General features: G+C 73.2%; 14 protein-coding genes. 4 read left to right on the plus strand and 10 right to left on the minus strand.

Annotated elements, in window-relative coordinates:
* Positions 1–81: 81 nt before the first annotated feature.
* Both SJY14_RS07415 and SJY14_RS07420 read right to left on the minus strand, forming a co-directional pair.
* Positions 82–1,119: an NAD-dependent epimerase/dehydratase family protein gene (locus SJY14_RS07415; protein ID WP_071257213.1), complete on the minus strand. Its 1,038-nt coding sequence runs from the start codon at positions 1,117–1,119 to the stop codon at positions 82–84.
* A gap of 10 nt (positions 1,120–1,129) precedes the next feature.
* Positions 1,130–1,402 (minus strand): mycoredoxin, encoded by a 273-nt coding sequence (locus tag SJY14_RS07420; protein ID WP_071257214.1) that lies wholly within the window; start codon positions 1,400–1,402, stop codon positions 1,130–1,132.
* A gap of 83 nt (positions 1,403–1,485) precedes the next feature.
* Between SJY14_RS07420 and SJY14_RS07425 the strand changes: the two genes are divergently transcribed.
* Entirely contained in the window at positions 1,486–3,243 is a 1,758-nt protein-coding gene (locus SJY14_RS07425; RefSeq protein WP_071257215.1) for a pyruvate dehydrogenase, read from the plus strand.
* A 93-nt stretch (positions 3,244–3,336) separates the two neighbouring features.
* Here SJY14_RS07425 and SJY14_RS07430 read toward each other — a convergent pair whose 3' ends face one another.
* Positions 3,337–4,692 carry a hypothetical protein gene (locus tag SJY14_RS07430; protein WP_071257217.1) on the minus strand — a complete coding sequence of 452 codons (1,356 nt, stop codon included), beginning with the start codon at positions 4,690–4,692 and terminating at the stop codon, positions 3,337–3,339.
* Between the two features lie 75 nt (positions 4,693–4,767).
* Between SJY14_RS07430 and SJY14_RS07435 the strand changes: the two genes are divergently transcribed.
* A complete protein-coding gene (locus SJY14_RS07435) occupies positions 4,768–6,378 on the plus strand; it encodes a CHAD domain-containing protein (RefSeq protein ID WP_396600183.1) in 1,611 nt (536 codons plus the stop codon).
* Positions 6,379–6,787: 409 nt separating this feature from the next.
* Here the strand turns inward: SJY14_RS07435 and SJY14_RS07440 are convergent, their stop codons facing one another.
* The 5 genes from SJY14_RS07440 to SJY14_RS07460 all read right to left on the minus strand — a co-directional run bounded on the left by SJY14_RS07440 (position 6,788) and on the right by SJY14_RS07460 (position 10,794).
* Positions 6,788–7,345, minus strand: coding sequence for a DUF1697 domain-containing protein (locus SJY14_RS07440; RefSeq protein WP_177174835.1), 558 nt, complete (start codon positions 7,343–7,345; stop codon positions 6,788–6,790).
* 5 nt (positions 7,346–7,350) lie between these two features.
* Positions 7,351–9,459: a S9 family peptidase gene (locus tag SJY14_RS07445; RefSeq protein WP_396600184.1), complete on the minus strand. Its 2,109-nt coding sequence runs from the start codon at positions 9,457–9,459 to the stop codon at positions 7,351–7,353.
* Between the two features lie 20 nt (positions 9,460–9,479).
* Positions 9,480–9,758: a hypothetical protein gene (locus SJY14_RS07450; protein ID WP_055973541.1), complete on the minus strand. Its 279-nt coding sequence runs from the start codon at positions 9,756–9,758 to the stop codon at positions 9,480–9,482.
* A gap of 102 nt (positions 9,759–9,860) precedes the next feature.
* Positions 9,861–10,391, minus strand: a complete 531-nt coding sequence (locus SJY14_RS07455) for a hypothetical protein (protein ID WP_143048733.1) — start codon at positions 10,389–10,391, stop codon at positions 9,861–9,863.
* 49 nt (positions 10,392–10,440) lie between these two features.
* On the minus strand, positions 10,441–10,794 hold the full coding sequence (locus tag SJY14_RS07460) for a hypothetical protein (protein WP_043596433.1): 354 nt from the start codon (positions 10,792–10,794) through the stop codon (positions 10,441–10,443).
* 103 nt (positions 10,795–10,897) lie between these two features.
* Here SJY14_RS07460 and SJY14_RS07465 point away from each other — a divergent pair, with 103 nt between their 5' ends.
* Together SJY14_RS07465 and SJY14_RS07470 are read left to right on the plus strand one after the other, a co-directional pair.
* Positions 10,898–11,395 carry an 8-oxo-dGTP diphosphatase gene (locus tag SJY14_RS07465; RefSeq protein WP_071257224.1) on the plus strand — a complete coding sequence of 166 codons (498 nt, stop codon included), beginning with the start codon at positions 10,898–10,900 and terminating at the stop codon, positions 11,393–11,395.
* A 128-nt stretch (positions 11,396–11,523) separates the two neighbouring features.
* Entirely contained in the window at positions 11,524–11,823 is a 300-nt protein-coding gene (locus tag SJY14_RS07470) for a hypothetical protein (protein ID WP_071257226.1), read from the plus strand.
* Between the two features lie 24 nt (positions 11,824–11,847).
* Here SJY14_RS07470 and SJY14_RS07475 read toward each other — a convergent pair whose 3' ends face one another.
* Both SJY14_RS07475 and SJY14_RS07480 read right to left on the minus strand, forming a co-directional pair.
* Positions 11,848–12,081 (minus strand): hypothetical protein, encoded by a 234-nt coding sequence (locus SJY14_RS07475; protein ID WP_054144953.1) that lies wholly within the window; start codon positions 12,079–12,081, stop codon positions 11,848–11,850.
* Between the two features lie 19 nt (positions 12,082–12,100).
* Positions 12,101–13,450, minus strand: coding sequence for an ABC transporter permease (locus tag SJY14_RS07480; RefSeq protein WP_071257231.1), 1,350 nt, complete (start codon positions 13,448–13,450; stop codon positions 12,101–12,103).
* Positions 13,451–13,472 lie beyond the last annotated feature (22 nt).

Raw genomic sequence — 13,472 nt, forward strand, 5'->3', positions numbered from 1 at the left:
TCGGGTGTGCTGCACGAAACGCGGTGCAGTGGATGGCGGGTGCGGCGAGCGGCGTCGCGCGTGCGTGTGCGGCGTGCGACCTCAGCGGGCGCGGGCCGCAGCGAGCAGGTCGCGTTCGTCGTCGGGATCGAGCCCCGCGCCGTGGGGGCCGCCCGCGCCGGGACGCGAGAGTTCCCACGCGAGGACGTCGCGCAGCGTCTCGTCGACGGGGCGCGGCACGAAGCCCGCGGCCCGACCCGCGCCTCCTGACCGGGCACCGAAACCCGCATGCGTGGCGACGGGCACCCAGAGGGGCATCGACCGGGGCCCTGCCCACGGCCCGACCTCGTGCGTCTCGAGCCAGGACTCGCCGACGGGGACGACCTCACCCGTGTGACCGGCGACCCGGCGGGCCAACGCGAGGTGGTCGGCCAGCGACTGCCGCTCGCCCACCGCGTCGACCGTCCCCGAGAGCCCGCGCTCGGCGGCCAGGACGATCCAGTTCGCCAGATCGCGCACGTCGACGGGCTGCACGTCGAGACCGGGGACGTCCGGCACGAGCACCGGATCGGGCTCGATCGACGCGGCAGCTCGGGCGAAGCGGAGCGGCCACCACCCCGTGCGACCCGTGTGGTCGCCCGGTCCGCCGATCAGCCCTGCCCGGACGATCAGCGACCGATCGGCACCGAAGGCGTCGACGACGGCTCGTTCGGCGGCGACCTTGGACCCGCCGTAGTCCGACTCGTCGGCGTCGACGAGGGCTGCCGACTCGTCGGCCCCGGTGGTCGCGGTGTCTACGTAGACGCTGACGCTCGACACGAAGACGAAGGAGGCGCTGGCAGGCTCGAGCACCGCCACGGCGTCCCGGACGTGCGCTGCGTCGCGACCCAGGTCGACGACCGCGTCCCAGCGTCGCCCGCCCTCGATCACGGGGTCGTACGCCCCGGACGTACCCCGGTCGGCCCGGACGAACGCCGCGCCCTCGGGTACGACGCCCGACGAGCCGCGCGCGAGACACGTGACGTCGTGACCACGCCCGACGGCCGCCTCGACGATCGTCCGGCCGAGCCAGGCGGTGCCGCCCAGCACCAGGACGCGAAGCGGACGCGCCGGGGCCGAGCCCGCGCCGGTCGGACCCATGGTCGCTACGTCAGAGACCGAGCTTGGCCTGCACGTCGGCGAGCGACGGGTTCGTGGCCGTCGAGCCGTCGGGGTAGACGATCGTCGGCACGGTCTGGTTGCCGCCGTTGGCCTTCTCGACGATCTCGGCCGTGCCCGGCACCTCTTCGATGTTGACCTCGGTGAAGGCGATGCCCTGCTTGCCGAGCTGCTGCTTGAGTCGGGCGCAGTAGCCGCACCACGAGGTGCTGAACATGGTGATGCTGCCGGACTCGGGGACGTACGTGCTCGCGATGTCGCTCATCGCCCCAGGCTAAGCCCGGTCGGCGGTGAGCGCCGGGGGAGTTGGCTGGGAGGCGTACCAGCACGCACCACGAAGGGAACACCATGGCAGACACGGTCGCCGACCAGATCATCGCCCAGCTCGTCACCGCCGGGGTCCGGCGCATCTACGGCATCGTCGGCGACAGCCTGAACCCGATCGTCGACGCCGTGCGTCGCACCGGTGGGTCGGCGAAGGGCGGGATCGACTGGATCCACGTCCGCAACGAGGAGGCCGCGGCGTTCATGGCCTCTGGCGACGCGCAGATGAGCGGCGAGCTCGCCGTCTGCGCCGGGTCGTGCGGGCCGGGCAACCTGCACCTGATCAACGGCCTGTACGACGCCAACCGCAGCCGTGCCAAGGTCCTGGCCATCGCGAGCCACATCCCGAGCACGATGATCGGCTCGGACTACTTCCAGGAGACCCATCCCGACCGCCTCTTCGTCGAGTGCTCGGGCTACAGCGAGATGATCTCGACGGCAGAGCAGTCGCCGATGGTCGTCGCCAGCGCGATCCGGCACACCCTGGCGGGCGAGGGCGTCAGCGTCATCACGCTGCCCGGCGACATCGCCGAGCTCGACGCGGGCGGCAAGGTGCCCGCGTACGTCAGCGTCCGCCCGCCCGAGCTCGTCCCCGACCGGCACGACGTGCAGGCCCTGGCCGACGCCATCAACCAGGCCGACACCGTCGCGTTCTTCGTCGGCGAGGGCGGCCGCGGGTCGCACGACGAGATCATCGCGCTGGCCGACCTCGTGGCCGCCCCGATCGGGCACAGCCTGCGCGGCAAGGACGTCATCCAGTACGACAACCCGTTCGACGTCGGCATGACCGGGCTGCTCGGCTACGGCGCCGCCCACGCCGGCATCCACGACGCCGACCTGCTCGTGCTGCTCGGGACCGACTTCCCGTATCCGCAGTTCCTGCCCGACGCCTCGAAGGTGACCATCGCCCAGGTCGACGTCGACGCCGCCGTCATCGGCCGTCGCGCCGACGTGCAGGTTCCCGTGCACGGTGCGATCGCCCCGACCCTCCGGGCGCTCATGCCGCTGGTGACCCGCAAGAAGAACCGGAAGTTCCTCGACAAGACGCTCAAGAAGCACGACAAGTTGATGACCGGTGCGGTCGGGGCCTACACGAAGAACGTCGAGAAGATGCGGCCCATCCACCCCGAGTACGCGGCCTCGCTGCTCGACGAGGTCGCCGCCGACAACGCGATCTTCACCGCCGACACGGGCATGGGCAACGTCTGGGCCGCCCGCTACGTCACACCGACCCCGCGCCGCCGGATCTTCGGTTCGTACCTGCACGGCTCGATGGCCAACGCCCTGCCGCACGCGCTCGGTGCGCAGATGGCCTACCCCGACCGCCAGGTCGTCTCGATCTCGGGCGACGGTGGGCTGTCGATGCTGATGGGCGAGCTCGTGACGGCGCAGATGTACCAGCTGCCGGTCAAGATCGTGGTCTTCAACAACTCGACGCTCGGCCTCGTGAAGCTCGAGATGCTCGTCGACGGGTTCCCCGACTTCGGCGTCGACGTGCCCTACACGGACTACGCCGCCGTGGCGCGGGCGATCGGCATCCACGCCGTCCACGTCGACGACCCTCGCGACCTGCGGGCCGCTTACGAGGCCGCCTTCGAGCACGACGGTCCGGCGCTCGTCGACATCGCGACCGACCCCAAGGCGCTGTCGCTGCCGCCGACGATCACGGGCGCCCAGGTGAAGGGCTTCTCGCTTGCCATGTCGAAGATCGTCATGAACGGCGGGGCCGGCGAGGCGGTGGCCATGGCGCGGTCGAACCTGCGCAACGTGCCCCGTCCCTGAGGCCGTCGCCGCGCCTCCTGCACTCTCGCTCTCGAGCGGTCAGGAGGCGCGGTGCGTCACCCGCAGGACGCCTAGCGGTCCTGCCCGCCCGGCTCAGCCGGCGGCGGGGGCGCTGCGTGCGGCAAGGCGTCCGACGGCCGCGAGCGGGATGTCGATCCAGTCGGGCCGGTTGCGGCTCTCGTAGATCGCCTCGTACACGGCCTTGTCGATCTCGAACGCGTCGAGCAGGGCGCGGGCGGCCCGGACGTCGACTCCGGACGAGGCGACGTATCCGTCGACGAACGCGCGACGGGCGTCGTGCGCCCAGGCCCTGGCGTCCACCGGCACGTCCTCTTGCGCGAGCGAGCCGGCGACGTAGTCGAAGGACCGCAGCATGCCGGCGATGTCACGGATCGGCAGGTCCGGCCGCGAGCGCTCGGGCATCGGCCGCAGGGGCTCGCCCTCGAAGTCGATCAGCATCCAGCCGCGCTCGGGCGAGAGCAGGGCCTGGCCGAGGTGCAGGTCGCCGTGGATGCGCTGCAGGTCGGGCCAGTGCAGGTGCTCGGCCGCGTCGTAGACGGCTCCGATCGCGTCGGCGTGCTCGGCGATCTGCGGCACCTCGCGCGCCGCGGTGGTGATGCGGCGACGCATGCTCGTCAGGGCTCCGGCGATCTCGTCGTCGCCGGCGGGCACGGTGCCGAGGTCGGTGGCGAGGGTCGCGTGCACCTCGGCGACGGCCACGCCGAGCGCGTGGGCCTCGGCGGTGAAGTCGGTGCCGTCGGCCGCGGCGGTCAGGGCGACGCGCCAGGCGTCCTCGAGGCCGGGCAGGAACTCCTGGGAGAAGGCGAGGTGGCCGGTGGCGGTGCCGCCCTCGCGTCCGACGTCGGGCCAGGTCGCCCGCAGGGAGCCGAACGACGAGGGGACGTGCGTCGATCCGCCCCGGGTCAGGGCGGCCTGGGTGGTGACGTCGGGGTTGTCGCCGTGGTGCAGCACGCGGAAGACCTTCGCGATGACCTGGTCGACGGGGCCGCCCTCGACGTCGTAGACGATCGACGTGTTCGACTGCTCACCCGAGAGGACGCGCGAGCGGCGCACCTGCCCGGGGTCGACGATGCGCGTGCCGTCGACCGTGACGTCCGCACCGACCACGTGCGCCTCGGCGGACATCGAGCGCAGCAGCTCACGGGTGTAGGCCGGGTCGTGCGGCCCGTCGTAGAGGTAGCGTCCGTCGGCGGAGCCGATGAATGCCGCGTCGCCGCCGGGCAGGGGAGTCGCGCGGCTGACGAGGGGCACCTGGTACAGGACGGGGACGTCGGCCGCCTCGTCGATGATCAGCAGCGTCATGGCGAGGGCGTCGTCCACCTCGGCCTCGAACGAGCCGATCACGCGCAGGGCAGGCGTCCGTCCCTTCGTCGCGTACCAGCGCTGTCGCGCCATCCATCCGGCAAGGCTCGGGGCCACATCGCTCATGCGACGACCCTACGCCGGGGCACCCTGTCGGGTCCGGGAGGCGGCCGGCCAGGCGCCTCGACTAGAACGGAGGGCATGAGCACCGCATCCCCGCGCCGCACGGAACAGACCGAGATCGAGCGCAAGTACGACGTCCACGAGAGCGCCGGGGTGCCCGACCTGGCCGGGGTGGGGGGAGGCACCGACGCCGATGCGCTGGTCGTCGACGGCGTCGGGCACGACGACCCCGTCGAGCTCGCCGCGACCTACTGGGACACCGTCGACCACACGCTGCTCGGGGCCCGGACGACCCTCAGGAGGCGCGAGGGCGGTGGCGACGCCGGCTGGCACCTCAAGCTGCCGCCCTCGGCCGGCACGTCCGGGCGCCGCGAGGTGCACTGGCCGCTCGGCGACCCCGACGAGCCCGTGCCGGACGCCCTGCGGCGGCTCGTCGAGGCGCGGCTTCGGGGTCGGCCCGTGCACCCCGTGCTGCGACTCGAGACGACGCGCACCGTGACCCGCCTGCTCGACGGCTCGGGCCGCGAGTTGGGCGAACTCGCCGACGACGTCGTAAGGGCGTCGAACCCCGACACGGGCCTGCTGCGCACCTGGCGCGAGTGGGAGGTCGAGCTGGCCCCGGGGGTCGACGGCGCCGAGGGCGAGCGGCTGCTCGACGCCGTCGCCGAACGGCTCGAGTCGGCCGGGGCGTCGGTGTCGTCGTCGAAGTCGAAGCTCGCCCGCGGGCTGGGCTCCGAGCCGGCCGTGTCGGGGGCGGACTCCGGCGACGGCACGAGCGGGGCGGATGTCTCGACGGCCCCGGCTGCCCCGGCCCCGAAGAAGAAGTCGGCCGCGGCCTTCGTCACGTCCGCCGCGGCGGGCCTGCGCGACGAGTTGCTCGCTGTCGACGTCGCCGTGCGCGACGACGAGCCGGACGCGGTCCACCGGCTCCGGACGACGACGCGGCGGCTGCGCGTCCTCCTGACGGTGTGGGACGGCGTCCTCGACCCCGGGCTGGCCGCGACCGTCGTGGCGGGTGCGGCCCACGTCGGTCACGTGACGGGGGCCGCGCGCGACGTCGAGGTGGCCCGGGGCCGGGTGGCGACCCGCGCCTCCTCGGCTCCGGCGGGGTTCGTGGCCGCCCAGGCCACGGGCCGGCTCGACGCCCGGCTCGGCGAACGACTCGTCGAGGCCGTCGGTGACGTGCGACGCCTGCTCGACTCGGGCGCCTGGTTCGACCTGCTGGACGCGGTGGACGCGCTCGTGACGGCTCCGGCGACGGGGGACCACGCGGCGGAGCCGGCGGCCGAGCTCTCAGCCGCGCGGCTGCGGGCCGAGCGGAAGCGGGCGAAGCGGGCCGTCCGGGCGGGGCTCACGGCCCTGGAGGCGTCGGACGGCGAGAGCGGAGCGGAGGCGGCCCCGGCCCTGCACGCGGGGCGGAAGGCCGCCCGGCGGCTGCGGTACGCCCTCGAGGCCGATCGGCCCCGCAGCGGGTCGGGTCGCGGCCGTGCCCGCCGGGCCGAGGCCGTGCAGGACGCCCTCGGCGAGCACCGGGACGCCCTGGCCGCGGTGCGGACGGTGCGCGAGGTCGCGGCGTTCGCCCACCGGTCCGGCGAGGACGCCTTCGGCTACGGCGTGCTGGCGACCCTCGAGGTGCGGCAGGCCGAGGACGCCCTCCGCGGCTTCCGCCGCGCTGCCCGACGACTCTGACCACGGAGGCCGGAGGCCGGAGGGTGTGCCGATGCCGACCGCGCCGGAGGCCGAACGCGGGCGTGTTCGTGGCGGACGGTCGAGCGCGCCCGCCCGCATCCGTCGGACTCGCCCGTCCTCGGTCGGGCCCGCCGACGCCGGTCGGGTCAGGACGGTCAGGTCAGGCCGGTCGGGTCGCGCTTCCCTCGGGCGGCGGGCCTGACCTGACCGTGCGTCCCTCGGGCGGCGGGCCGAACCCGACCGTGCGTCCCTCCGACGGCGGGCCGAACCCGACATCGGCCGCCCGACACGCCGCACCCAAGGAGACATGAGCGGCGTGTCGTCGCCCGATGGTCGCGATGTGCACGGCACGGCACAGCACAGCACAGGACAGGCAGGCGGGGCCGGGTAGGGCGAAGCAGAAACGGGGTCAGCGGGCGCGGCGCGCGAGCAGGGCCTCGAGTCTGCGGACGGTGGCGTCGTTGCGGGCCGTGACCGAGGTCGGCAGTCCGCGCCACCAGGCGGCGGGCACCCGCGAGGCGAGGACGCCCGCCGGCAGCCACTGGTAGACGGCGTCGGGCGAGACGACGATCTCTTCGTCGCCCAGGTCGACGTCAGGAGGCGCGACCCCGTCGAGCGCGCCCGGCACCTCGGCGAACGCCACCGACAACAGCTTCGGCTCGCGCCCCTCGCGCCCCTCGTGCCCGTCGTCGCGGAGCGGGTTCGCCACGGCCAGCCGGCCGAACCGTTCGGCGTCGAGCAACACGAGGTCGGCGTCGACACCGGTGGCCCGGGCGATCGCCGCCCGCAGCCCCGTCGCGTCGTCGGCACCGAGCACCGACGACGCGCCGAAGACCAGGTTGCCGCTGTTGAGCAGCGTCTCGGGGTGCTCGAAGCCGAGGTCGGCGGCCACGCGGCGCAGGTCGGCCATGGCCACCCGTTTCGCGGTGCCGACGTTGACGCCCCGCAGCAGGGCGACGTGGTCCACGACGGTCAGGCTCGCCCGAGAACGTCGAGGATCCACGCGATCTCGAACGCCCGTTCGCGCCACGACTCGTACCGGCCGCTGACGCCGCCGTGCCCGGCCGACATCTCGGTCTTCAGCAGCACCGGTGCGTCGACCTCGCGCAGCCGCGCCACCCACTTCGCGGGTTCGACGTAGAGCACCCGGGTGTCGTTGATCGAGGTCACGGCGAGGATGCGCGGGTACGTGACGTCGTCCCGGACGTTCTCGTACGGGCTGTAGCCGCGCATGTACTCGTAGACCTCGGGGTCGTGCAGCGGGTCGCCCCACTCGTCCCACTCGATCACGGTGAGCGGCAGGTCGGGGTCGAGGATACTCGTCAGCGCGTCGACGAACGGGACGGCCGCGACGATGCCGGCGAACCGGTCGGGCGCGATGTTCGCCACCGCGCCCATCAGCAGGCCGCCGGCGCTGCCGCCCTCGGCCACCATCAGCTCGGGGGTCGTTCGTCCCTCGGCGATCAGGTGGTCGGCGACGGCGACGAAGTCGGTGAAGGTGTTCTTCTTGGTCAGGGTCTTGCCGTCCTCGTACCACGAGCGTCCCAGCTCGCCGCCGCCGCGGACGTGTGCCACGGCGAACACGACGCCGCGGTCGAGCAACGACAGGCGAGCGACGCTGAAGCCCGGGTCGATGCTGTGCTCGTACGAGCCGTAGCCGTAGAGGTGCACCGGCGAGGGGCCCTCGGCGGGGACGGCGTCACGGCGCCAGACGAGCGACACGGGCACGCGGGTGCCGTCGGCCGCCGTGGCCCACTCGCGGGCCTGATCGTAGTCGGCCGGGTCGTAGCCGCCGAGGACGTTCTGGCGCTTGAGCAGGTGACGCTCGCCCGTGCGGACGTCGAGGTCGTAGACCGTCGACGGGGTGACGAACGAGGTGTAGCCGAAGCGGACGGTCGGCTGGTGGAACTCGGGGTTGCCGCCCGCGCCGGCGGCGAACAGCGGCTCGTCAAAGCCGACCTCGGCGACCTCGCCGTAGCCGTCGGGGCCGAGCGGCACGACGGCGAAGCGCGGCAGCGCGTCGCGCCGGTACTCGACCACGAGGTGCCCGGCGAACGCGTCGACCGACTCGAGCCGGACGGAGGCGCGGTGCTCGACGATCACGCGGCGGTCGGTCGTCGAGGTGGGGTCGTCGGCCGGCACGTCGACCAGCTCGAAGTTCTCGGCGCCGTCGTTGTGGACGATCAGCAGGCGGTCGCTGCCCGCGACGATCGCGTGCTCGACGTCGTACTCGACGCCCTCGCGACGCGGCCACACGACCCGGAACTCGCCGGTCGGATCGGCCGCGTCGAGCAACCAGGTCTCGCTGGTGATCTTCGAGCCGACGTCGACGACGAGGTACTGGCGGCTGCGGGTGAGGCCCACCCCGATCCAGTAGCGGTCGTCGGTCTCGGTGAACACCGTGACGTCGTCGCCGGGCTGCCCGACCTCGTGCCGCCAGATGGTGTCGGGACGCCAGGACTCGTCGACGGTGGGGTAGAAGACGAAGCGGCCGGTGGCGTCGAAGAGGGCGCCGGCGGCCGTGCCGGTGACCACGTCGTCGAGGTCGTGACCGGTCGCCAGGTCGCGGATGCGCAGCGTGTAGCGCTCGTCGCCCTCGACGTCGACCGCGTAGGCGAGCAACGATCCGTCGGGCGAGACGTCGAAGCTGCCGATCGAGAAGAAGTCGTGCCCGTCGGCCTCGACGTTGCCGTCGAGCAGTACCTGCTCGCCCTCGGCGGCCTCGCCCGCCTCGATCGACGGGGGCGTCCAGTCGTCGGGCCCGGCGATCGGCGCGCGGCAGTGGATGCCGTACTGCTGCCCCTCGGCCGTGCGCGAGTAGTACCACCACGAGCCCTCACGGACGGGGACGCCCAGGTCGGTCTCTTGCACCCGGCCCTTGATCTCGTCGAAGACCGTCTGCCGCAGGTCGGCGAGGTGGGCCGTCTCGGCCTCGGTGTGCGCGTTCTCGGCCTCGAGGTGCGCGACGACCTCGGGGTCGTCCTTCGCGCGGAGCCACTCGTAGTCGTCGACGAAGTCGTGACCGTGGTGCGAGCGGGTGACGGGCTTCTGGGGGGCGCGGGGAGCAGGAACGGAGGCCATCACCCGAGCCTAACGGCGGCTCAGATCGAGCGGTCGCTCGCCGTGATGCCGCCGAAGGCCGGCACCTCGGGGTACTCGTCCGAGGCGACGTGGACGTCGGCCGGGTCGGGGGCCTCGCCTTCGCGTGCCTCGTCGATCGCCTGCTCGGGGGTGCCGGCCTTCTCGGCCGCCGACTCGGAATGCGTTCCGGGGACGGTGTACGTCGCGTCGACGTCGTGCCCGGCGGGGTCGGGCGCGGCCGACGCGCCGTCGCGGGGTGCCGTGGTGTCGGGAGTCGTGGTCTCGTCGCGGTCGCTCATCTCGGGGACGGTACCCGCGCCTCCTCGGCGACGACCGGCCGGGCCGTAGTCCGGCCCCGCCGTGGGTCGGTCCCGCCGTGGGTCGCCGTCCGACGCGGCGGGTCAGTCGTCGACCGGCAAGGCCGTGGTCGGCGCGGTCAACCCCTGGACGGTGGGGCCGAGGTGCGCCTCGCCGGGTTCGAGGTCGGAGATCGAGCGGCGGTCGGACCTGAGCCGTCGGACCGAGGCGTTGAGCCGGGCGTGCAGCTGCATGAGGTGCAGCCGGTAGCGCTCGGGGGCGTCGTCGCTGTCGTCGAGGAAGGTGTTGCAGGCGAGCGTCATCTCGTTGAGCACGGGCAGGGCCGACGAGCGGGGGCGGAGCGCTCGCCGAGCCCGCCGGATCTCGCCCCGGAGGGCCGAGATCGAATGACGCGCCTGCTCGTAGACGGGGTCGAGGGCGCGGGGGTTGGGGCTGAGCCTCGGCGCCACCCGGCGCAGCACGCGCCGGAAGTGGATCTCGGTGATCAGCTCGTTGAGGGCGGAGGCCTCGCGCCGCCGCGACTCGATCAGTCGCACGAGCAGGTTCGACGCGAACGCCGCCCCGGCGCCCACGAACGCACCCACGGTCACCGTCACGACGTCCCACCAGCTCATGCGCACACGCTACGGCGCACCACCGACAGACGGGCCGGGGGATCGACGGTCAGCGAGAGGCGTCGTCGAGCCGACCCATGAGCGACCAGACGGCGCGCGACAACTCGGGGTGCCAGAGGGCGATGGTGCGCAGGTAGCCGAGTTCGTCGGCGAGGCCGAGCCCCGTCGCGGTCGGTACGCCGTCGGTGCCGAGGGCGTCGGCCCGCAGCGAGATGACGACCTGTTCGTCGACGGTGGGCAGACCGGGGATGACGTCCCAGGGGTCCTCGCCGTTGCGGCAGCGCAGCTCGATGAGGGCGGAGAGCTCGTCGTGGGCCTCGGCTCGCAGCACCTCGAGGCTGCGACCGGCACCGCGGAACTCCGGCCCGGGGCGTCGCCTCCCGCTCGATCGTGCTTCGGACATGCCGACGAGCCTACGCGCGAGCCGCCGAGCCGTTCCCGGGGACGCGCCCCGCGCCTCCTGCCGTCGGTCCTCCGGGCGGGACGGCAGCCGATAGCCTGCCGTCATGCCGGTCTACCGCGTCTGCGTCGCCTACCTGTTGCGTGAACACGAGGGCCGCACGCAGGTGCTGCTGGGTCGCAAGAAGCGCGGACTCGGCACGGGGCGCTGGGTCGGCCTCGGCGGCAAGCTCGAGCCGGGCGAGGGGGTCGAGGAGGCGGTGGTCCGCGAGATCGCGGAGGAGAGCGGCGTCGAGGTGGTCGCGTCCGACCTCGACCGGCGGGGTGACCTGCTCTACCTCTTCCCGCACCGCGAGAGCTGGAGCCAGCGGTCGACGGTCTTCGTCGTCACCACGTGGCGCGGCGAACCGGCCGAGAGCGACGAGCTGGTGCCGCGGTGGTTCGACCTCGACGACCTGCCCCTGGACGAGATGTGGGACGACGCGTCGCACTGGCTGCCCGGCGTGCTCGCCGGGGGACAGGTCGCCCGGACGTTCGTGTTCGCGGCCGACCTCGCGACGGTGGCCTCCGACGCCCCTCTTCCTGCCGGACACGCCGGTCCCTGAGGCGTTCCGGCCGGGACGCGTGGCCCTCGCAGAGGGGGGCGCGGCGGCGGCGCGCCCCGCTTAGGGTCGGACCCGAGACGGATCTCGGGGGACACCCCCGCCGTCGGACGGATCTCACGGGGAGCGACATGACCAGCTACGACGGCCTCACCACCACCACGATGCGGCCCCTGGCCGGCACCGCCGGGGCGGCCCGTCACCTGACGCTGCCGCTGTGGCTGCCCGCGGTCGCCTGGGCCCTCGGCCTCGTCGCCGTCGTGGTCGGAGCGGCGTTCGGCGGCATCCTGCTGGCGCTCTCGAGCCTCGGCGTGGTCGCCCTCGTCGCGGGCATGGCCGCAACGGCCGCGCGGTGGCACCGCATCGAACGCTTCGCGGCGATCGAGCTGGCCGAGAGGCGTGCGTCGGCCGCCGAGGCCCGACTCGTCTGAGATCGGCACGTCACCGGCGCGGGGTCAGCGCCCGCGTCGAGTCCTGGTGCGGGACAGGCCCGCCCGCACGAAGAAGTCGACGACGCCCGTGAGCACGGCACCGACGACCGCGATCCAGGCGTAGCCGACGAAGCGCGCCGCGACGTCGGGACCACCCTGTGGTGCCAGCGTGACCGAGAGCACGTAGAGGGTTCCGGCCGCGACGAGCAGCAGGACGACGAGGGCGACGAGCAGACGGTGCAGGGTGTTCGTGGTCACGAGCGTCGAGGGTACCGCCTCAGCGCGCCGCGCCGCCGTCATGCCCGGGGTGCGCCGACCCGGCCCGGTCGCTCGGCACGACCCGCACGGGTCGCGTCGAGAGTTCGTCGTTCTCGAGCCCCCCGGGTGCGCCGAGGAACATGTCGCCCCGCTCGCCGGCATCGCCGAGATCGCCGCGTTCGTCCTCCGGGATCGTGTTGATCGTGCCCGTGTCCGTCGCCACGAGGCCGTGGCGGGCGAGCACCTCGTCGCGCTCGGCGATGAGGAACTCGCGGTTCGCGTTCTGGGCGTCGGCGAACATCGTGGTGCGCCCCGACACGATGCGGGCGATGCGGCGGTTCTCCCACCAGCGCTTGCCGACGATCATCAGCACGATGCCGAGTGCGGCGTAGCAGAGCATCATCGTCACGCCGCGGCCGTAGCCGGGGCCCACGCCGTAGAGCACGCGCTTGAGCATCTCGGTGATGCCGCTGCCGACCACGACGGCGTTGAGCCACGCGAACGGTTGGGGCATGAACCACGCGGGGTAGGCGGCGCCGGACGACGGCATGGACAGGAAGACGAAGACGATCATGGCGGGCAGGGCGACGAACCGTCCGACGAAGTAGCTGATGCCGTTGACCGCGAGGCCGATCGCGATGATCCAGGCCCAGGCGATGAAGAAGAGCGGCACGAAGTGCCCGTCGACGGCCCCGATCACCGGCCCCGCGAGCACGTTCGTCACGAGCGAGATCACGCCGCCCCCGACGCCGATCACCGTCATCCGGGTGCGGTGGCGCAGCGGGGCGCCCATCAGCCCGATGAACATCGCGACCATGTAGCCGCCGATGCACCACGAGAGCATCAGGTACATCGACACGGTGCCGTACTCGTCGTTCGCGGGCAGGGGGGCCAGGTCGGTGACGGTGGGCGTGACCCCCTGGGCCTCGAGCACGGGGGTGATCGTCGCCGGGATGAGGGCGGCGACCTGGTACTGGTGGGCGCTCGCGGTGTAGATCGTGGTGTCGGCCGGGTCGTAGGCCACGGCGACGTGACCGGCGAGCACGGCCTGCTCGGCCTCGTCGACGGAACCGTAGGCCCGGACGTCGATCACGCCGGGGCGGGCCTCGTCGAGCCCCGTCTGGAGGTCGGCGGCGGCCGACGACGATCCGACGACGGCCACGGGGACGTCGTGCGGATGGGGCGCGTGGAAGGCTGCGATGTAGCAGAGGCAGAAGCCGACGATGAAGAACAGCGGCAGCCAGAGCTGCAGGCCGATCAGCTGCAACGACGGGTGGAGGGTCGAGTACCAGCGGCGGTAACGACCGGGCTCGGGCTTCGCCGGGCCGCCCTCGGCGTCCGTGGTCGTCTGGTTCGTCGTGGTCGCCACGGTGCCGCGCCCTCCTGGTCTC

The organism is Frigoribacterium sp. R86507, from assembly GCF_044597695.1.
Lineage (GTDB): Bacteria > Actinomycetota > Actinomycetes > Actinomycetales > Microbacteriaceae > Frigoribacterium.

Excerpts from the sequence above, each read along its gene's own strand:
- SJY14_RS07415 (WP_071257213.1), bottom strand. The coding sequence starts at position 1,119 with ATGGGTCCGACCGGCGCGGGCTCGGCCCCGGCGCGTCCGCTTCGCGTC.
- SJY14_RS07420 (WP_071257214.1), bottom strand. The coding sequence starts at position 1,402 with ATGAGCGACATCGCGAGCACGTACGTCCCCGAGTCCGGCAGCATCACC.
- SJY14_RS07425 (WP_071257215.1), top strand. The coding sequence starts at position 1,486 with ATGGCAGACACGGTCGCCGACCAGATCATCGCCCAGCTCGTCACCGCC.
- SJY14_RS07430 (WP_071257217.1), bottom strand. The coding sequence starts at position 4,692 with ATGAGCGATGTGGCCCCGAGCCTTGCCGGATGGATGGCGCGACAGCGC.
- SJY14_RS07435 (WP_396600183.1), top strand. The coding sequence starts at position 4,768 with ATGAGCACCGCATCCCCGCGCCGCACGGAACAGACCGAGATCGAGCGC.
- SJY14_RS07445 (WP_396600184.1), bottom strand. The coding sequence starts at position 9,459 with ATGGCCTCCGTTCCTGCTCCCCGCGCCCCCCAGAAGCCCGTCACCCGC.
- SJY14_RS07450 (WP_055973541.1), bottom strand. The coding sequence starts at position 9,758 with ATGAGCGACCGCGACGAGACCACGACTCCCGACACCACGGCACCCCGC.
- SJY14_RS07455 (WP_143048733.1), bottom strand. The coding sequence starts at position 10,391 with ATGAGCTGGTGGGACGTCGTGACGGTGACCGTGGGTGCGTTCGTGGGC.
- SJY14_RS07460 (WP_043596433.1), bottom strand. The coding sequence starts at position 10,794 with ATGTCCGAAGCACGATCGAGCGGGAGGCGACGCCCCGGGCCGGAGTTC.
- SJY14_RS07465 (WP_071257224.1), top strand. The coding sequence starts at position 10,898 with ATGCCGGTCTACCGCGTCTGCGTCGCCTACCTGTTGCGTGAACACGAG.
- SJY14_RS07470 (WP_071257226.1), top strand. The coding sequence starts at position 11,524 with ATGACCAGCTACGACGGCCTCACCACCACCACGATGCGGCCCCTGGCC.